The organism is Methylorubrum zatmanii (assembly GCF_014845115.1).
GTDB classification, from domain to species: domain Bacteria; phylum Pseudomonadota; class Alphaproteobacteria; order Rhizobiales; family Beijerinckiaceae; genus Methylobacterium; species Methylobacterium zatmanii.
The window spans coordinates 1-17,965 of record NZ_NKUI01000024.1; the positions used below are offsets into that span (position 1 = coordinate 1).

General features: G+C 70.7%; 16 protein-coding genes. 6 read left to right on the forward strand and 10 right to left on the reverse strand.

Going from position 1 to position 17,965, the window contains the following annotated elements; genetic code table 11:
* Positions 1-82: 82 nt before the first annotated feature.
* Complete coding sequence (locus tag MZTS_RS03315) at positions 83-406, reverse strand: XdhC family protein (protein ID WP_009864685.1); 324 nt, start codon at positions 404-406, stop codon at positions 83-85.
* 176 nt (positions 407-582) lie between these two features.
* On the opposite strand from MZTS_RS03315, the gene MZTS_RS03320 reads away from it, so the two are divergent.
* Together MZTS_RS03320 and infA are read left to right on the forward strand one after the other, a co-directional pair.
* Positions 583-1,704 (forward strand): ABC transporter substrate-binding protein, encoded by a 1,122-nt coding sequence (locus tag MZTS_RS03320; RefSeq protein WP_192281539.1) that lies wholly within the window; start codon positions 583-585, stop codon positions 1,702-1,704.
* Between the two features lie 307 nt (positions 1,705-2,011).
* Positions 2,012-2,290: a translation initiation factor IF-1 gene (gene infA, locus MZTS_RS03325; protein WP_017486696.1), complete on the forward strand. Its 279-nt coding sequence runs from the start codon at positions 2,012-2,014 to the stop codon at positions 2,288-2,290.
* A gap of 235 nt (positions 2,291-2,525) precedes the next feature.
* Here infA and parC read toward each other — a convergent pair whose 3' ends face one another.
* Together parC and recO are read right to left on the reverse strand one after the other, a co-directional pair.
* A complete protein-coding gene (gene parC, locus MZTS_RS03330) occupies positions 2,526-4,775 on the reverse strand; it encodes a DNA topoisomerase IV subunit A (RefSeq protein WP_192281542.1) in 2,250 nt (749 codons plus the stop codon).
* Positions 4,776-4,929: 154 nt separating this feature from the next.
* Positions 4,930-5,673 carry a DNA repair protein RecO gene (gene recO, locus MZTS_RS03335; RefSeq protein WP_192281546.1) on the reverse strand — a complete coding sequence of 248 codons (744 nt, stop codon included), beginning with the start codon at positions 5,671-5,673 and terminating at the stop codon, positions 4,930-4,932.
* 128 nt (positions 5,674-5,801) lie between these two features.
* Here recO and MZTS_RS03340 point away from each other — a divergent pair, with 128 nt between their 5' ends.
* A complete protein-coding gene (locus tag MZTS_RS03340) occupies positions 5,802-6,194 on the forward strand; it encodes a hypothetical protein (protein WP_192281549.1) in 393 nt (130 codons plus the stop codon).
* Between the two features lie 46 nt (positions 6,195-6,240).
* Complete coding sequence (locus tag MZTS_RS03345) at positions 6,241-6,981, forward strand: gamma-glutamylcyclotransferase (RefSeq protein WP_009865180.1); 741 nt, start codon at positions 6,241-6,243, stop codon at positions 6,979-6,981.
* Positions 6,982-7,033: 52 nt separating this feature from the next.
* On the opposite strand, the gene MZTS_RS03350 is transcribed toward MZTS_RS03345, so the two are convergent.
* The 4 genes from MZTS_RS03350 to MZTS_RS03365 all read right to left on the reverse strand — a co-directional run bounded on the left by MZTS_RS03350 (position 7,034) and on the right by MZTS_RS03365 (position 11,059).
* Entirely contained in the window at positions 7,034-7,831 is a 798-nt protein-coding gene (locus MZTS_RS03350) for a lytic murein transglycosylase (protein WP_192281552.1), read from the reverse strand.
* Positions 7,832-8,068: 237 nt separating this feature from the next.
* Positions 8,069-8,200, reverse strand: coding sequence for a cytochrome bd-I oxidase subunit CydX (gene cydX / locus MZTS_RS03355; protein ID WP_192281554.1), 132 nt, complete (start codon positions 8,198-8,200; stop codon positions 8,069-8,071).
* Positions 8,201-8,247: 47 nt separating this feature from the next.
* Complete coding sequence (gene cydB / locus MZTS_RS03360) at positions 8,248-9,402, reverse strand: cytochrome d ubiquinol oxidase subunit II (protein WP_009866622.1); 1,155 nt, start codon at positions 9,400-9,402, stop codon at positions 8,248-8,250.
* A 67-nt stretch (positions 9,403-9,469) separates the two neighbouring features.
* Positions 9,470-11,059, reverse strand: a complete 1,590-nt coding sequence (locus MZTS_RS03365; RefSeq protein ID WP_192281557.1) for a cytochrome ubiquinol oxidase subunit I — start codon at positions 11,057-11,059, stop codon at positions 9,470-9,472.
* A 197-nt stretch (positions 11,060-11,256) separates the two neighbouring features.
* On the opposite strand from MZTS_RS03365, the gene MZTS_RS03370 reads away from it, so the two are divergent.
* Both MZTS_RS03370 and MZTS_RS03375 read left to right on the forward strand, forming a co-directional pair.
* On the forward strand, positions 11,257-12,912 hold the full coding sequence (locus tag MZTS_RS03370) for an ATP-binding cassette domain-containing protein (protein ID WP_192281560.1): 1,656 nt from the start codon (positions 11,257-11,259) through the stop codon (positions 12,910-12,912).
* Positions 12,909-14,579: an ATP-binding cassette domain-containing protein gene (locus MZTS_RS03375; protein ID WP_192281563.1), complete on the forward strand. Its 1,671-nt coding sequence runs from the start codon at positions 12,909-12,911 to the stop codon at positions 14,577-14,579. Before MZTS_RS03370 ends, MZTS_RS03375 begins: the two co-directional genes overlap by 4 nt.
* A 250-nt stretch (positions 14,580-14,829) precedes the next feature.
* On the opposite strand, the gene MZTS_RS03380 is transcribed toward MZTS_RS03375, so the two are convergent.
* The 3 genes from MZTS_RS03380 to dnaE all read right to left on the reverse strand — a co-directional run.
* Positions 14,830-15,045 carry a hypothetical protein gene (locus MZTS_RS03380; protein ID WP_192281566.1) on the reverse strand — a complete coding sequence of 72 codons (216 nt, stop codon included), beginning with the start codon at positions 15,043-15,045 and terminating at the stop codon, positions 14,830-14,832.
* Positions 15,046-15,071: 26 nt separating this feature from the next.
* A complete protein-coding gene (locus MZTS_RS03385; RefSeq protein ID WP_009861258.1) occupies positions 15,072-15,266 on the reverse strand; it encodes a hypothetical protein in 195 nt (64 codons plus the stop codon).
* Between the two features lie 115 nt (positions 15,267-15,381).
* On the reverse strand, positions 15,382-17,965 hold a 2,584-nt coding region (gene dnaE / locus MZTS_RS03390), incomplete at its 5' end, for a DNA polymerase III subunit alpha (protein ID WP_192281569.1).

Below are 17,965 nucleotides of genomic sequence, written 5' to 3' on the forward strand. Positions count from 1 at the left end.
CTGGACGATCCTTCGAGGCCTGCGCTGCGCTTCGGCACCTCAGGATGAGGGAGGGAATCGGACGATCAATGTCTTCGTTCGCTCATTCGATGCGTTCGACGAAGACGCGGATGCGGCCGCCGCAGGAGAGCCCGGCCCGCCACGCGGTCTCGTCGGCGACGCCGAATTCCAGGGTGCGGGGACGCCCGTCCGCGATCACGTCGAGCGCCTCGGTGATGACCTCGCCCTCGACGCAGCCACCGGAGACCGAACCGATGAAGCGGCTGTCGCCGTCGATCAGGAGGTGGCTGCCGACCGGGCGCGGCGCCGAGCCCCAGGTCTCGATCACGGTGGCGAGGGCGACCGCGCGGCCGTCGCGCCGCCAGCTCTCGGCCGCGCGCAGGATGTCGTCCTCGGTGGAGAGCATGGGCCTGTCCTGAAAGAGTTCGGTCCGTCGCCCCCGACCGTCCCATACCGGGAGAGTTAGGTGCGTGGGGCGATTCCGCAATGCAGCGGCCGGATGCAATCGAGGGGCCGCTTGCGCCGGGCGCCCGTGGCCTTATCAAGATTCGGTGTGGTTTTGACGCCGGGTGAGGGGTTCGTGTGACGAAGCGGAGCGTCCTGCCGGCCCTGATTGCCCTGCTGCTCGCCGGCCCGGCCGGTGCCGCCGAGCCCCTGAAGATCGGCCTTGCCGTCCCGCTCACCGGGCCGGATGCCGGCTTCGGCCAGGGAGCGCGGCTCGGCGCCGAGCAGGCGGTGACCGAGATCAACCGCGCCGGCGGGGTGATGGGCCGCAAGCTCCAGCTCGTGGCGCAGGACGACGCGGCCGATCCCAAGCAGGCGGCGGCAGTCGCGCGACGCTTCGCCGAGGGCGGGGTGCGGTTCGTGATCGGCCATCTGACCTCCGGTGCCAGCGCGGCGGCGAGCCCGGTCTACGAGGAGGCGGGCATCGTCTCGGTCACGCCCGGCGCGACCTGGGCGCCGCTGACCCGGCGTGGCGCGCGCCTGCTGTTCCGGCTCGCCGGCAGCGATGCGCAGCAGGGCGCCCTCGGCGGGGCCCTGCTGGCCGAGCGGTTCCGCGGCAAGCCGGTGGCGATCGTCCACGACAAGACCAGCTTCGGCCGGGCGCTGGCCGACGAGGCGGCCCGGGCGCTCAAGGCGCGCGGCGGGCAGGAGCGGCTGTTCGAGGGGGTTTCCCGCGACGACCGCGAGGTCGCCGGGCTGGTGGCCAAGCTGCGGGCACTCGGAATCGAGGCCGTGTATTTCGGCGGCCTGTCCGCTCCAGCCGCCGCCCTGATCCGGGCGATGCGCGAGGCGGGGCTCGGCGCGACGGTGATCGGCAGCGACGGCCTGCTCGACAAGGATTTCCCGCAGGCCGCCGGCCCGGGCGCCGAGGACACGCTGATGACGGTCGGCCCCGCCCCGCCGCGCCTGCCCGAGCCGCGGGGCGCGGCGCGGCCGGCGCGCGGCCCGGAGGCCGAGACGTTCGCGGCCCAGGGCTACGCGGCGGTCGAGGTCATCCGCCAGGGGATCGACGGCGCCCGCTCGGTCGAGCCCGCGAAGGTCGCCGCCTTCCTGCACGGGGGCGCTCCCTTGCGCACGGTGCTCGGCGAGATCGCCTTCGATGCGAGCGGCGATCTGACCAAGCCGCCCTTCGCCGTCTCCGCCTGGCGCAGGCTCCCCGACGGACGGCTCGACTTTGCCGGCAACGACGTCACGCCGTGAGACAGAGGCGGCCGTTTCCACCCGCCCGTTGACATTAAGCCGTGATCCGCAAGCGGTAATTCTTGCGCGAAAGCCGCCTGACGCTTAAGTCACAGGCTTGGTGCCCTTCGCGAAACACCCGCCGTGCCGCTTGCCGGCCGGAGGGAGGCCTCCCTGATGCGGGAGTTTCGCGAGAGGCACCCGACGCCCGGCATCGCTGACGCCTCCCCGAGCGGATCGGCCCCGCAGCGCCGCGCGTTTCGCACGATAGACCGATTTTTGATTTTGCCGGTGCCCCCGTGCAGGCAGCCCGGCCGGAGACAGGTGCATGGCGAAAGAGGAATTGATGCAGTTCGACGGCTTGGTCGTCGAGATCCTGCCGGATGCGCGCTACCGCGTTCAGCTCGACCAGGGTCACGAGATCGTGGCCTACACTGCCGGCAAGATGAAGAAGAACCGCATCAAGACCCTGGCCGGCGACCGCGTCACCGTCGAGATGTCCCCCTACGACCTGGAGAAGGGCCGCCTCGTGTTCCGCCACAAGGACGAGCGTTCCTCCGGCCCCCGCCCGCCGCAGCGCGGCGGCCAGCAGTTCCGCCGTCGCTGACGGCCATAAGGCCTGCTGAACGGATCCTGCTCGAATGATCCCGCCCGCGACCTCATCCTGAGGTGCCGCGAGAGCGGCCTCGAAGGATGCTTCAGGAATCGCGCGGGATCTGGGGGATCCTTCGAGGCTTCGCTCCGCACCTCAGGATGAGGACGCGACGCTTCCGGGTCTCGGAGGCCCTGACAGACCGGATATGGGGCGGCGCCCCGCAGGGCGCCGCTGGATTCTTGAGAGCCTACTTCCCGAACCGCTCGAATTTCGGGAAGCTGCGGGTCATCAGGGTGCCGGCATCGGCCCGGTGACCCATCCACTTCTCCAGCATCGCCGCATTGGCCAGCTTCGCCTGACCGGCCCCGTCGCGCCAAGGCAGGCCCTCGGCCAGGGTGAACACGCAGGCATCGGCGAGCTGGCTCTGGCGGCACCGCTGCAGCCGCACACCCTTGCCGCGCGACAGCTCCGTCACCTCGGACGCCGGGAAGACCAGCATCAGCTTGTCGGATGAGCTGACGGCGATGTGGTCGCCCTCCGCCGGCACCAGCAGCACCGCGCTCGCCCCCTCGTCGAGGCCGAGGATCGCCTTGCCCTTGCGGGTGTTGGCGACCAGCGCGTCGGAGGGCGCGATGAAGCCGCGCCCATCGGAGCCGGCGACCAGCAGCTTGCTCTCCGGCTTGTAGGGCAGAGCCGCGACGATCTCGGTGCCGTCGTCGAGATCGACCATCAGCCGCACCGGATCACCGAAGCCGCGCCCGCCCGGCAGCTTCGACGCCTCGAGGGTGAAGACCTTGCCGTTCGAGGCGAGCAGCAGGATCTTGGCCGTCGTCTCGCTGAGGAACGACACCTTCAGCGTGTCGTCGCCCTTGAAGGAGACGCCCGACAGGTCGGTGACGTGCCCCTTCAGCGCGCGGATCCAGCCCTTCTCGGACAGGATCACCGTGATCGGCTCGCGCTCGACCATGGCGGCGGTGAAGTCGATGCCGGCGGTGTCGGGCGGATTCTCCAGCGTCGTCCGCCGTTTGCCGAGCTTGGTCTCGGGCCCGAAGGTCTTCTTCACCGCGCGGATCTGCTTGGTGATGTCGGCCCATTGCAGCTTCTCGGAGCCGAGCAGCTCCTCGATCCCCTGCTTCTCCTTGGTCAGCTCGTCGAACTCGCGCTTGAGCTCCATCTCCTCGAGCTTGCGCAAGCTCCGCAGGCGGGTGTCGAGGATGGCGTTGGCCTGAACGTCCGTGAGTTCGAACCGGGCCATCAGGGCCGCCTTCGGCTCGTCCTCCTCGCGGATGATGCGGATCACCTCGTCGAGGTCGAGATAGACGATGAGCAGGCCGCCGAGGATCTCCAGGCGCCGCTCGATCTGGCCGAGACGGTAGGTCGAGCGGCGCTGCAGCACCACCCGGCGGTGATCGACCCATTCGCGCAAGGCTTCCGCCAGCCCGATCACCCGGGGCACGACGCCGCCGACCAGCACATTGAGGTTCAGCGGCACCCGCGCTTCGAGTTCCGAGAGCCGGAACAGCGACTCCATCAGCATGACCGGATCGACCGAGCGGGAGCGAGGCTCCAGCACGACGCGGACATCCTCGGCCGATTCGTCGCGCACGTCGGCGAGCAGCGGCAGCTTCTTCTCCTGGAGCAGGTCGGCGAGCTTCTCGATCAGCCGCGCCTTCGGCACGCCGTAGGGAATCTCGGTGACGACGATGTTCCAGGTGCCACGGCCCTGCTCCTCCTTGGCCCAGCGCGCCCGCACCCGGAACCCGCCGCGGCCGGTGCGGTAGGCCTCGCGGATGGTCTCGGGGCTGTCGATCAGGATGCCGCCGGTAGGGAAGTCCGGTCCCTGCACGAAGGTGCAGAGCTGCTCCGAGGTCGCCTCGCGGTTCTGGATCAGGTAGAGCGCCGCGTCGCAGAGTTCGGCGGCGTTGTGCGGCGGGATCGAGGTCGCCATGCCGACCGCGATGCCCTGGCTGCCATTGGCGAGCAGGTTCGGGAAGGCCGCCGGAAGGACGACCGGCTCCTCCTTCTCGCCGTTATAGGAGGCGCGGAAATCGACCGTGTCCTCGTCGATCCCGTCGAGCAGCAGCCGGGCGACTTCCGTGAGCCGCGCCTCGGTGTAGCGGTAGGCCGCCGGACCGTCGCCATCGATATTGCCGAAATTGCCCTGGCCATCGACCAACGGATAGCGCTGGGCGAAATCCTGGCTGAGGCGCACCAGCGCGTCGTAGATCGCCTGATCGCCGTGGGGGTGGAAGTCACCCATCACGTCGCCGACGATCTTCGCGCATTTCTTGAAGGCCGAGGTCGGGTCGAGCCGCAGCAGGCGCATGCCGTAGAGGATGCGCCGATGCACCGGCTTGAGGCCGTCGCGGGCATCGGGCAGGGCCCGCTGCATGATCGTCGAGAGCGCGTAGGCGTAGTAGCGCTCCTCCAGCGCCGTCTTCAGCTCGACGCTCTCGATGCCGTCGCCCGTCGGCGGCGGCGGGACGGGCTGGCCCATCACTCACTCCACATCGTTCGAATCCGACCGGACGACGACCCCTCGTCGGCATCCGCCCCGCAGAAGCGGGTGGCGATCCCTCGCCCTCAAGCGCCGTGACCGAACCCCGCCGGCCACCCCGCCCCTAAAAACCAACAAGAACATAACACGAACATCACCGACTCCGACCAGTGCCGAGTGCGACGAATCGTGCCCGTTCCTCCGGCATGACCTGTGCCCGCGGGCGCCAGACATGCTGGTCGAGGAAGTACCCCGTCAAGGTAAACCCCTCCCGAACGGCGTGCTCGTCCGGTGTCTGCCAGCCGCTGCCGGGCTGATCGCGGTCGCGCAGGAAGGGCGGCAGGGGCAGCAGGCGGTCGCGATAGGGCTCGCCCGCCGAGGCGCTGACCGCCCGCCCGCTCTTGGGCGAGACATAGACCAGGGCATCGTTGGCCCCCGTGGCCGCGCAATGCGACAGGTCGAGGCCGAAGCCAAGCCCGGCGAGCAGGGCGAGTTCGAACCGCACCATCAGGGCCGGCGCAATCTCCGCATCGTCGAGATGGGCGATCAGGATCTGCGCCGCCTCATAGAGCTCCGGATGCGGATCCCGCTCCGGCAGCAGCCGCAGCAGCGCCGAGAGATGGCCGACGCCGTAGAGGGCGAGCCCCGAACCCATCAGCCGCGAGGCGACGAGCTTCAGCGGCTCCACCGTGTAGGAGCCGAGCGCGCCGTCGAGCCGCGCCCGCCACGTGGCCCGGAGCGTGTTGCCCGGCTGGAGCATCGGCTGCATCCGCCGTGAGCGCCCGCCATGGACGAGCCCGAGATGGCGCCCGCGCTCCGGCGTCATCAGTTCGAGCACGACCCCGGTCTCGCCGTGCTTACGCAGGCCGAGCACGAGGCCTTCGTCGATCCATTGCATGGATGTGAGATAAGCATTTTTTCGGCGGGCGGGAGCGGGCTCGGCACAGGCCCGCCGTCTCCGGCTTCGATCCGTTTCATCTCTTGCGGGAAAACGCTACGCTTTCACCCGCAGGGAGCGATTCAGCGATGATCGGACGGCGCGGGGCGGGGTTGCTGGCGGTGGTGCTGGCTGCAGGCGGCTGCACCACGGGCACGGCGACGCCCTCCCCCACCGCCTCGACCGGCAGCCTCCGCGAGCGGATCGCGGCGCTCGCTCTGCGCCAGGTCGAATTCGGCTCGGTCTCGCTGATCCCGGTGCGGTTCGAGCACAGCCGGATCGCCGGCCCGTTCGAGGATGGCGGGCGCCAACTCTACTGCGTCTCGACCCGGATGAAGGGGCGTACCTTCGGCAAGCCGGAGCGGCCGAAGCTCGTTGTGCGGGAGACGGCGGGCGCGCTCAGCATCCTGCGCGACGAGGAGGATGTCTGCGAGGGCCATCGCAGCGAGCCGTTTCCCGAGCTGGATTCGCCGGCCGCCTGAGGCGCGGGGTTGCGCTCCGGCCCCCGCGATGGTCCCCTTACGGGCGATGGCTTCCCGTCTCCTGTCGCTTTCCCTCGACCTGATCGCCCGTGCCCATCCCGACACGGTCCCGGACGACCCGGATGCGCTGACGCTGCTCTCCGACGACGACCTCGCGCCCGAACTCGCGGCGATGCTGGCGCGGCGTGCCTCTCCCGAGAGGGGTCTCTGGGTGTTCGCCTACGGTTCGCTGCTGTGGAGCCCGGAATTCGCCTTCACCGAGCAGCGGGTCGGCACCCTGCGCGGCTGGCACCGCCGGTTCTGCCTGCTGCAGCGACGGTTTCGCGGCACGCCGGACAAGCCGGGCTTCGTGCTGGGGCTCGACCGGGGCGGGCTGTGCCGGGGCGTCGCCTTCCGCCTCGACGACGCGGATCCGCACGTCACGCTGATGCCGGTCTGGCGCCGGGAAATGAAGGGCAAGGGCTACGAGGCGCGCTGGGTCTCGGTGGAGACGCAGGCCGGGCCGGTGACAGCGCTGACCTTCATGGTGAACCGGACGAGCGACCGCTATACCGGCCGCCTGTCCGATGCCGAGATCGCCGACAGGATCGCGGCGGCCTGCGGCCATCTCGGGCCCAGCGCGGAATATCTGTTCCGCACCGTGGAGGCCTGCGCCGCCCTCGGCATCCACGACCGGCACCTGTGGAGGCTCCAGGCGCTCGTGGCCGAGCGTCTGCATCTCACGGCGGCCGCACCCGGCATCGCCCGGCAAAGCCGAAGCGATCCAGAGCGCGACCCTGCCGGATAAGGCAGCGCCGCTGGACTGCTTCGCTTCGCTCGCGGTGACGGAAGCGGGAGAACTACTGCCCGTCGATGCGGGAGCCGAGGAGCGCGATGGCGCGCTGGTAGACGCCCGCGTCGTTCCAGCCCTGGATCGCGGCGAAGTTCGGCTCGCCCGGCTGGTAGCCGGCACCCGCCCGCCAGCCATGGGCGCGCAGGAAGTTGGCGGTGGAGTTGAGGGCGTTCGGGGCGCTGTCGAGGCTGCCGCCGACGCCGTAGCTCAGCACGTTCTTCGGCAGGAACTGGGTGTGGCCGACCTCGCCATGGGCCGCGCCGCGGGTCGAGGGCGTCAGCACGCCGTTGTCCACGAGCTTGAGCGCCGCGTAGAGCTGGTCGGTGAAGAAGGCCGAGCGGCGGCAATCATAGGCCAGCGTCGCCACCGCCGAGAGGGTGTTGACGTTGCCCTTCACCGCGCCGAAGCCGGTCTCCATGCCCCAGATGGCGAGCAGCGGGCCCGGCGGCACGCCGTAGCGCTGCTCGATGGAGGCGAACAGCGCCGCGTTCTGCTGCTTGAGGGCGCGCCCGCGGGAGACGATGACGTTGCCGCCGCGCTTGGCCAGGAACTGGTCCAGCGAGAGCTTGAAGCTCTTCTGGCCCCGATCCGCCGAGATGGTCGCGGTGGAGTAGGAGGTGTTGGCGAGGGCGGCGAGCGCCGCCGGGCTGGCCCGGCCCTTGGCCTCGGCGATGAACTCGTCCTTCCAGGCCTCGAAGCCGGCGGATGTGTTGCCGCACTGGGCGGCCTGGGCCGCGCCGGCCATGCCCGCCACCAGCCCCATCACGCCGGAGGCAACCAGCAAACTCAACCCGCGTCCGGTCATCCCACACTCCATCTGGCGGCGTAGATCCGCCGCCGCAGCTTGTCCCGAAGAGCCTCGGCCGCCTTCCGCGGAGCAGGGCAACCTCCGAAGACCGGAGCCGAGCCCGCAACCCGAGCGTCTACCGAAGACCGATCTCTTCGGAGAAACACCAAGCTGTGGCGCTCGTGAGGCGTAGACCAGACCTTGGCACAGGATAAGCCGATGGAATGGTTATCGTTCGGCCCCGCCGCCGGCCGGTCAGGGCGTCGGAAGCGTCGGCGCGACCTCGGGCGGCGCCTCGCGGACGGAGCGCAACTCGTACCAGAGGGCGTTGAGGATGCCGATTGCGGCGGCCAATCCGAGGCCGAGGATCCAGGCGAAGTACCACATGGGCGACGTCCTTGTCGGGAAGGGCGGGAATGGGAGCCGGGCCGGCGTCAATAGGCCGGCGAGCCGGGGGCGGTGATGTCGCGCTCCGAGACCTTGCCCCGGAGCACCCGGTAGACCCAGGCGGTGTAGGCCAGGATGATCGGCAGGAAGATCACCGTGGCGATCAGCATGTTGCGCAGGGTCGCGAGGCTGGAGGAGGCGTCGAAGACGGTCAGCGCGTGGCCGGGATGCGTGCTCGACGGCAGGATGACCGGGAACATCGACAGACCGACGGTGGCGACGATGCAGGCGATGCCGAGCGTGGAGGCGAGGAGCGCCCCCCCGTCGCGCCGGGCGCGCAGGCCCGCCGCCGCCAGGAGCGGGCCGACGATCCCGAGCAGGGGCACCAGGAAGAGGGCCGGATGCGCCCGGAAATTCGCGAGCCACGCCCCCGCATCGGCGACGACCTCCTTGGCGAGGGGATTGGAGGGTCCGTTGCCGATCAGCGGCGTCACGACGCGATAGCCGCCGAAGGCCCCGACCCAGACCAGCAGCCCGCCGAGCGCGAACAGGGCCGCCGTCGCCAGAGCGGCGCGCTGCCCGATCTGCCGCGCGCGCTCGGCCACCGGTCCCTCGGCCTTGAAGGCGAGCCACGCCGCCCCGTGCGCCACCAGCATCGCCAGCGAAACGAGGCCGCAGAACAGCGCCAGCGGGTTGAGGAGGCCGAACAGCGTGCCCTCGTAGATCGGGCGCAGATCGGTCGTGAAGTGGAAGGGCACGCCCTGCAGCACGTTGCCGACCGCGACGCCGAAGATCAGGGCCGGCACCGCGCCGCCGACGAAGAGCGCCCAGTCCCAGCGCGCCCGCCAGACCGGGCTCTCGTTCTTCGAGCGGTACTTGAACGCCACCGGCCGCAGGATCAGCGCGAACAGCACCAGGAACATGGCGAGGTAGAAGCCGGAGAAGCTGAGCGCGTAGAGCGCCGGCCATGCGGCGAAGATCGCGCCGCCGCCGAGCACCAGCCAGACCTGATTGCCTTCCCAGGTCGCGGAGACCGTATGGATCGCCACCCGCCGCTCGAGATCGGTGCGGGCGACGAAGGGCAGCAGGGCGCCGACGCCGAGATCGAAGCCGTCGGTGACGGCGAAGCCGATCAGCAGCACGCCAAGCAGCACCCACCAAGCGAGGCGTAAGGTTTCGTAGTCCGAGAGCAGGGCGAGCATCGCGGGAATTCCTGTGAGAGGCCCGGGCGGGCCGGGCCGGAGGAAGGGGAGGACCGGGCAGCGCCGCTCACTCGGCGGCCACGAGGCCCGAGGCGTTCCGGTTCGCGCCGATTCCGGGGAAGAGCGCCGCCGGGTCGCCGGCCAGCGTTTCCGGCCCCTTGGCGATGGCCCGCAGCATCAGCCGCACCTCGATCACCGCCAGCACGCCGTAGACCAGGGTGAAGCCGGCGATGGTGATGAGGAGCGAGGGGATGCCGAGTTCGGAGGTGGCGAGCGCGGTCGGCAGCACGCCCTCGATGATCCAGGGCTGCCGGCCGAACTCGGCGACGAACCAGCCGAATTCGATGGCGATCCAGGGGAGCGGCAGGGCCAGCAGCGCGGCCCGGAACAGCCAGCGCGGCGCCTCGGCCTCCCGCGCCGTGTACCAGAGCGCGGCGCCGAACAGGGCGATCAGCAGGAAGCCGCAGGCCACCATCGCCCGGAAGGTGAAGAAGATCGAGGGCACGTGCGGCACGGTGGACCATGCCGCCCGGTCGATCTCCGCCTCACTGGCCTGCAGCGGGTCGGCGACGAGGGGCTTCAGGAGTTGCGCGTAGCCGAGATCGGCTTGCGTCCGCGCGAATTCGGCGCGAGCCCCGGCATCCGTGCGGTCGGCCTTGATCCGCTCCAGCGCGGCATAAGCGACGAGCCCGTTGCGGATACGGCCCCTGGCGTGTTCGACGAGTTCGGCGATGCCGGGGATCTCGGTGCTCAGCGAGCGGGTGCCGATCAGCCCCATCGCCCACGGGATGTGGATCGCGTAGCGGGTGGTACGGCTCTCCAGATCCGGGATTCCGATTGCCGTGAAGGCGGCGGGCGCGGCTTCCGTGTGCCACATCGCCTCCATGGCGGCGAGCTTCATCTTCTGGTGGTCGGTGACGGCGTAGCCGCTCTCGTCGCCGAGCACGACGACGCTGAGCGCCGAGGCGAGGCCGAAGGCCGCCGCGATGGCGAAGGAGCGCTTGGCCAGCGCGATATGCTTGCCCCGCAGGATGTAGAGGGCGGAGACGCCGAGCACGAACACCGCGCCACAGACATAGCCGGCCGAGACCGTGTGGACGAACTTGGCCTGGGCGACGGGATTGAAGATCACGGCGGCGAAATCCGTCACCTCCATGCGCATCGTATCGGGGTTGAACACGGAGCCGACCGGGTTCTGCATCCAGCCATTGGCGATCAGGATCCAGAGCGCGGAGAAGTTCGTGCCGAGGGCCATCAGCCACGTGACGACGCAGTGGGTGAGCGGCTTCAGCTTGTCCCAGCCGAAGAAGAACAGCCCGACGAAGGTCGCCTCCAGGAAGAAGGCCATCAGGCCCTCGATGGCGAGCGGGGCCCCGAACACGTCGCCGACGTAGTGGGAGTAATAGGCCCAGTTCATGCCGAACTGGAACTCCATCGTCAGGCCGGTGGCGACGCCCAGCGCGAAGTTGATGCCGAACAGAAGACCCCAGAACTTGGTCATGTCGCGCCAGATCTGGCGGCGCGTCATGACGTAGACCGTCTCCATCATGGCGACGAGGATCGACAGCCCCAGCGTCAGGGGCACGAACAGGAAGTGGTACATCGCCGTCAGCGCGAATTGCAGGCGCGACAGATCGACGAGCAGCGGATCGGTCATGGGGCTCTCCCGGCCCATCGTCCCGGTAGGCAGCTTCCCGCCCGAGGAGCGATGCGAAAACAGGGATCCGGCGCAGCCTCCCGGAGTCGGTGTCCGGAACGATGGGCCAAGGTCCGGCTTCGCCTTTCGCCCGGGACCGCCGGCCGGGCCTTGACGCAGATCAATGCCGCTCCGGGCCGCCCTCCGCACAAGGCGGCATGGCCCGCACACGAACGAACCGCGCCCGCCGGGACGATGCCCAGCCCGAGCCGGCGGCTCTCGCCCGCGCCCGGGAGACGGCGCGCGGCGGCCTGCGCCGCCTCCATGCGCTCCAGGCCCTGCGCTACGCCGCGACGCTCACCTTCGCGGTGGCGCTCGCGCGCTTTGCCGGGACGCTGATCGAGACGGGGCGGCTCGACGGCCCCGCTCTGGCTCTCGCAGCGGGCGTCGCCCTCCTCGGAGCCGGCCTCGGCGCGCGCCTGGAGGGGCGGACGGCCGACCTCGAAGCGGAGGTCGGCGCCGGCCTGATCGATGCCGTCGCCGCACGCCTCGCGACGATGCCGGCCCGCGCCGCCGCCGACCTGCCCCGGGGCGCGGTGATCGCCGGGTTGCAACACCATCCCGGGGCGCTGGCCCGCCTCGTCGTCGGCCACGCCGCCGCGCGGCGGATGATGGCGGTCGGCCCCGTGCTGACGGCCGGCGCGGTCGCCCTCGTCTCCTGGCAGGCGGCGCTCGCCCTGCTCCTCGCCACCCCGGTGATGATCGTGTTCTTCGCCCTCGTCGGTGGCCTGATCCGCGACCGGGCGGCGGCGCAGGAGGCGGCGCTGGGGCGGCTCGCCACGCAATTCGCGGACCGAGTGCGCACGCTGCCGACCATCCTGGCCGGGCATGGGCTCGCCCGCGAGACGACCAAGCTCGACCGGCGGCTCGAGGCCTATGCCGACGGCACCCTGGGCGTCCTGGCGATCGCCTTCCTCAATGCCGGCGTGCTCGACTTCTTCTCCTCGCTCGCCATCGCGATCCTGGCGGTCTTCCTCGGGCTCGGCCATCTCGGCCTCGCCGAGATTCCGGGCTTCGCCGATCTGGCGCTGTGGCAGAGCCTGCTGATCCTGCTGCTCGCCCCCGAATACTTTTCACCGTTCCGCCGCTACGCCGAACTCTACCATGCCAAGGCAGAGGGCGAGGCCGCCGCGACCGCCCTCGCCTGGGCGTTTTCGTCGGAAGAGGCGACGGCCACCGACCCCACGCCGATGCCGGACGCGCCGGGCGCCCGCGGCCTCGTGCTGCCTCATGCCGGGCGCGTTCCCGATTTTTGCCTGCCCGAGACGGGTCTCGTCGCCGTCACCGGCCCGAGCGGAGCCGGTAAGTCGACGCTGCTGCGCATCCTCGCCGGCGTCGAGGCGCCCACCTCCGGCGCCGTCCGGCTACCGGAGTCGGAAGGGTGGAGCTGGGTTTCCCTCGACACGCCGGTGCCCGCCGGCACGCTGCGCGACGCCATCGCCGACGGCACCCCGGCACCGCCGGAGGCGGTGGCGCGGGCGGCGGCGACTCTGGGCCTGAGCGAAGATCCGCACTGGCCCGGCGGCCTCGACGCCGCCGTGCGGGCGGGGGCGGAGAACCTTTCCGGTGGCCAGCGGGTCCGGGTCGCGGTGGCGCGGATGCTGCTGCGGCCGGGAACCGCCTTCTGCGACGAGCCCACCGCCAAGCTCGACCCCGCCAATGCCGCGCGGGTGCGGCAGGCTTTGGTCGCCGCCGCCCGCAGCCGTCTCGTCCTCGTGGCGACCCACGACCCCGCCCTCGCGGCACTCGCCGACCGGCGCATCGCGCTGGGCCAACCCGATTGCGCAAGAGACGCTGCAAGAGACGCCGCATGACCCGCTTGCTCGCTCAGGCCGCTCCCGGCGGCTCCGCCCGCATCTGGCGCCTCGCCTTCGGACTCGCGGCCCTGGCGCTGGCGGCGAACCTCGCCCTGGCCGGCACCGCCGTGAGCTTCCTGGCGGCGGTGGCGCTAGCCGGCGCCGGCCCGGCGGCCCTCGCCTTCAACTTCCACCACCCGGCCGCCCTGGTGCGCCTGTTCGCGCTGCTGCGCACCGGCGCCCGCTACGGCGAGCGCATGGCCGGCCACCGGGCGGCCCTCACCGATCAGGTCCGGCGGCGGGCGGGTCTGTTCGCCGCCCTGGCGCGGGGGCCGGAGAGCCGCAGCACGGGCTGGCAGCTCGGGCGGCCCGAGCGGCTCGCCGATTACATCGACGACGTGGCAGATCTCGATTACGCCCGCCTGCGGGTGCGCTTCCCCCTGGCGACGACCGGAACCGCCTTGCTGGCGCTCCTGGCCGCGACCGCCCTGCTCGCGCCGCTCGCCCTGTTGCCGCTCGCCCTCCTCGCCCTGGCCGGCGGGCTCACCGGACGCCGCGCCGCGCGCCGCATCACCGCCATTGAAGCCTCGATGCGCCGGGCGCGCCGGAGGGCGGCGACGAATCTGGGAGCGGTGCTCGCCGGCTCCGTGCCGCTCGCGGCGGAGGGCCGGCGCGCCTCCGCCCTGCGCCTCGCCCTCGACCCGATCCGGGAGGCGGAGCGGGAAGCGGCCTGCGGGCGCCGGGCCCTGGCGCGGTGCGAAGCCGTCCTGGCCCTGGCCGGCCCCCTCGCCGTCCTCGCCGTCCTGCTCGCGTCCTGGCAGGCGGGGACGCGAGGCACCGGGCTCCTGCCCGCTGCCTTTCTGGCCTTTGCCTGGCTCGGTCTCGGCGAGCCGATCCTGGCATTGCCGCGGGCGCTCCTCGGGTCGGTGCGCGCCCGCCTCGCACGGGCAAGCCTCGCCACCGGGGACATGCCGGCCGCGCCGGGTGAGGATGCGGTTCGAGGATCCACGCGGGGCGCGCTCACCCTCCATGGCCTGCGGCTCAGGGCACCGGACGGGCGCGACCTCGGCCCGGTGCCGGACCTCGCGGTGACGCCCGGAATCGCCCTGACCCTGGTCGGGGCCAGCGGCTGCGGCAAGACCACCTTGCTGAAAACCCTCGCCGGGTGGACCGACGAGCGGGACGGGGAAGCGATCCGGCTCGGTGGCCTGGACCGCCCGGCAACCGAGCGGCGCGCCCTGACCCATCTCGGCCTGCACGACGCGGCGATCCTCGCCGACACCGTGCGTGAAAACCTGTTCGCCCCCGAGGCCTCCGATGCCGCTCTGTGGGCGGCGCTGGCGGCGGTGGAACTCGATGACCGCATCCGCGCCGGCGGCGGCCTCGATGCCTGGATCGCGGAGGGCGGCCTGTCCCTGGGCGAGGCGCAGCGCCTCAACCTCGCACGCGCGGCCCTGAGCCCCGCCCCCGTCATCCTGCTCGACGAACCCGCCGAGCATCTGGGCGACGATCAGGCCGCGCGCATCCTCAGGCGCCTGCTGGCCCGCTGGCAGGACCGCATCGTCGTGCTGACGAGCCACCGCCCGGACCTCGCCCTCCCCTCACGCCGGATCACATTGGAGCCGTCCTCGTTTGCGCCGAATCAAGGCCGGCGCCCCTGGCTCGCCGCACTCTGCCGGCCATGACGTCCGAACGAGGCGCGGGCACCGGTACGGGTTGTCGCCTCGCGCCCCCGCATCGGTGGGACGAATGCCCCGGCCCGTGACGCCTGTTGTGCACAATGCTGAGGGGCCCGCGCCAAAGCTCGGCCTCGAAATACCCCGCGCCGCCGCTCTCACGTCCTCGTTCACGTGGGAGAAGCGGTGCAGGGGGCTTCGAGGCTACTGGCGCCGCTCCTCAGCCAACGCGGGGGCCGTCCCGAACGGGTGGAGGAGATCAGGCGGCGCTTCGGGTCAGCTCGGTGACGTCGCAGCTATCGGCGCTCAGACGCCAATCGATGACCCGCATCGCCGCGCAGAACTGCGCCTTGGCCTCGTAGAGAGCGGCGACCTCGGAGCGCGCCGTCACCAGCGCGCACCGTTGCAGGATGCGGTGGTCGCGCCCGTGGTCATCCGGGACGATCTTGTGGAAGGTGACGAGATACTGGCGCATCGCGGGGCCTCCGATCCGGCGCGGCCTCAGAGCGCGAGCCACACGAGGGCGGGCGTCACCGCCGCCGCGACGATCGCGAGGGCGATGGCCCGGCCGCTGCGGATCGACCGGTAGCGGTAGCCGTCCGTGACGATGGCGGCTGGGGCCGGGCGCGCGGAGAAGCTCGCCCCTTGAGCGGGGCGAAGCACCGGCGATGCGGAGTAAGCTTGCAGAACCGTCATGACTGCCTCCCGGTTTGGAAACCGGGGCCATCCTGACGGATCGGCGGGAGGCGGCCTTGATCCAGCGCAAGGACCGCGAAGGCGGTTCGCGCTTAGGCGTGGAGGCCGCCCGGCATCAGTTCACCTCGACCTGCACCACCCCCGGCACCGCCCGGAGCGCCCCCGCCACCTGCGGGGTCGCTTGGTAGCGGTCCTTCAGGCGCACCTCGACCTCGCGGTCGCCGCCATCAAGGATCAGGATCAGTGAGACCTCGCCCTCGCCGCGCAGGGTCAGGCGCTGCTGCACCGAACTCAAGGCGCGATCGTCGCGCAGGAAGATCCGCATGCCCTTCTGGTGGCGGGCGGCGGCCTGATCGAGGGGCTCGGCGGTGGTGATGCGGGCGCGCACGTCCTCACCCTCCAGATTGGCCTGAACCGTCAGGACCAGGGGGCGGCCCGGTTCGAGGATCTCGCGGTACTGGTTGAGCCCCTCGGAGAAGATGATCGCCTCGAAATGGCCGGTCTGGTCCGAGAGCGTGACGATGCCGAGCTTGTTGCCGCTCTTGGTGCGCCGCTCCGAACGGTCGAGCACGGACGCCGCGACCCGTCCGACGCTGGCCGAGCCCGCCCGTACCGCCCGACAGAAATCGGCCCAGGACTGCACCCGCAGCTTTTCGAGGATCGGCCCGTACTCGTCGAGGGGGTGCCCCGAAAGGAAGAAGCCGATGGCGTCGCATTCGCGCTTCAGCTTGTCGGTGTGGGTCCAGAACTCGTGGGGCGGGATGCGTAGGGACACGTCGGCGGAGGCGACGCCGCCGAACATGTCGGCGATGCCGGAGGTCTCGGCCTCCGCCGCACCCTGCGCCATCTTCATCATCGGCTCCACCGCCGCCCAGGCCCGGGCCCGGTCCGGCTCGATGCAGTCCAGCGCCCCGGCCGCGATCAGGTTCTCCAGCGTGCGCTTGTTGACGTGGCGCGGGTTGAGGCGCCGGGCGAAGCAGGCGAGATCCTTGAACGGCTTGTCCCCGCGCGCGGCGACGATGGATTCCACCGCCGCGCGGCCGACGCCCTTGATCGCCGCCAGGGCGTAGAGGATGCGCCCCTCCTTCACGTCGAACACCACGCCGGAGGTGTTCACCGAGGGCGGCTCGACGGTGATCTTGAGGCGCTGCGCGTCCTGGCGGAATTCGGCGAGCTTGTCGGTGTTGTCGATGTCGAGGGTCATGGCCGCGGCCAGGAACTCGACCGGGTAATTCGCCTTAAGATAGGCGGTCTGGTAGGTCACCAAGGCGTAGGCCGCCGCGTGGGACTTGTTGAAGCCGTAATCGGCGAACTTGGCCAGGAGGTCGAAGATCTCGTTGGCCTTCGCCTGAGGGATTCCACTCTCCAGACAGCCCTTCACGAAGCGGTCGCGCTGGGCGTCCATCTCCGCCTTGATCTTCTTGCCCATGGCGCGGCGGAGCATGTCGGCCTCGCCCAGGGTGTAGCCGGCGAGAACCTTGGCGACCTCCATCACCTGCTCTTGGTAGACGATGATGCCGAAGGTCTCCCGCAGGATCGGCTCCAGCATCGGATGCGGGTACCAGCTCGCCTCGTTGCCGGCATCGCGCCCGAGCTTGCGCTCGCAATAGACCGGGATGTTGGCCATCGGGCCCGGGCGGTAGAGCGCCACCAGCGCGATGATGTCCTCCAGCCGGTCGGCCTGCATCTCGCAGAGCGCCTTGCGCATGCCGGCGGATTCCACCTGGAACACCGCGACTGTCTCGCCGCGCCCCATCGGCTCGTAGGTCTTCGGGTCGTCGAGGGGGATCTGGGCGAGATCGACCTCGATGCCGCGCTGCTTCAGGAGGTCGGTGCAGCAGCGCAGCATGGTCAGGGTCTTGAGGCCGAGGAAGTCGAACTTCACCAGCCCCGCCTGCTCGACCCACTTCATGTTGAACTGGGTCACCCGCATGCCCGTCTTCGGGTCTCGGTAGAGCGGCACCAATTCTTCGAGGGGCCGGTCGCCGATCACCACGCCGGCGGCGTGGGTCGAGGCGTGGCGGTGCAGGCCCTCGAGCTTCTTCGAGATCTCGATGAGGCGAGCGACGATCGGCTCCTCTTGAATCGCCTGCTGCAGCTTCGGCTCGCCCTCGATGGCCTGGGCCAGGGTCACGGGGTTGGCCGGGTTCTGCGGCACCAGCTTGGTCAGCTTGTCGACCTGACCGTAGGGCATCTCCAGCACGCGGCCGACGTCGCGCAGCACGCCGCGGGCGAGCAGCGTACCGAAGGTGATGATCTGCCCGACCTGCCGCTCGCCGTAGCGCTGCTGCACGTAGCGGATCACGCGCTCACGGCCCTCGACGCAGAAGTCGATGTCGAAATCCGGCATCGAGACGCGTTCGGGGTTGAGGAAGCGCTCGAACAACAGGCCGAAGCGCAGCGGGTCGAGATCGGTGATGAGGAGCGACCACGCCACCAGGGAGCCCGCGCCCGAGCCACGGCCCGGCCCGACCGGAATATCGTGGTCCTTGGCCCACTTGATGAAGTCCGAGACGATCAGGAAGTAGCCCGGGAACTTCATCTTGACGATGACGTCGAGCTCGAACTTGAGCCGCGCGCGGTAATCCTCCTCCGAGAAGCCCGGCGCGGTGCCGTGCTGCTTCAAGCGGAATTCCAGCCCGGCCTCGGCCTGGCGGCACAGCTCGGTCGGCTCGTCGGCGGCCACCTCCTGCACCGGC

Bases quoted from the DNA above. Each gene is read 5' to 3' on its own strand.
- cydX (WP_192281554.1), bottom strand. From the start codon at position 8,200: ATGTGGTACTTCGCCTGGATCCTCGGCCTCGGATTGGCCGCCGCAATC.
- recO (WP_192281546.1), bottom strand. From the start codon at position 5,673: ATGCAATGGATCGACGAAGGCCTCGTGCTCGGCCTGCGTAAGCACGGC.
- MZTS_RS03315 (WP_009864685.1), bottom strand. From the start codon at position 406: ATGCTCTCCACCGAGGACGACATCCTGCGCGCGGCCGAGAGCTGGCGG.
- cydB (WP_009866622.1), bottom strand. From the start codon at position 9,402: ATGCTCGCCCTGCTCTCGGACTACGAAACCTTACGCCTCGCTTGGTGG.
- MZTS_RS03365 (WP_192281557.1), bottom strand. From the start codon at position 11,059: ATGACCGATCCGCTGCTCGTCGATCTGTCGCGCCTGCAATTCGCGCTG.
- MZTS_RS03385 (WP_009861258.1), bottom strand. From the start codon at position 15,266: ATGACGGTTCTGCAAGCTTACTCCGCATCGCCGGTGCTTCGCCCCGCT.
- MZTS_RS03375 (WP_192281563.1), top strand. From the start codon at position 12,909: ATGACCCGCTTGCTCGCTCAGGCCGCTCCCGGCGGCTCCGCCCGCATC.
- MZTS_RS03345 (WP_009865180.1), top strand. From the start codon at position 6,241: ATGGCTTCCCGTCTCCTGTCGCTTTCCCTCGACCTGATCGCCCGTGCC.
- MZTS_RS03380 (WP_192281566.1), bottom strand. From the start codon at position 15,045: ATGCGCCAGTATCTCGTCACCTTCCACAAGATCGTCCCGGATGACCAC.
- MZTS_RS03370 (WP_192281560.1), top strand. From the start codon at position 11,257: ATGGCCCGCACACGAACGAACCGCGCCCGCCGGGACGATGCCCAGCCC.
- parC (WP_192281542.1), bottom strand. From the start codon at position 4,775: ATGGGCCAGCCCGTCCCGCCGCCGCCGACGGGCGACGGCATCGAGAGC.
- MZTS_RS03340 (WP_192281549.1), top strand. From the start codon at position 5,802: ATGATCGGACGGCGCGGGGCGGGGTTGCTGGCGGTGGTGCTGGCTGCA.
- infA (WP_017486696.1), top strand. From the start codon at position 2,012: ATGGCGAAAGAGGAATTGATGCAGTTCGACGGCTTGGTCGTCGAGATC.
- MZTS_RS03350 (WP_192281552.1), bottom strand. From the start codon at position 7,831: ATGACCGGACGCGGGTTGAGTTTGCTGGTTGCCTCCGGCGTGATGGGG.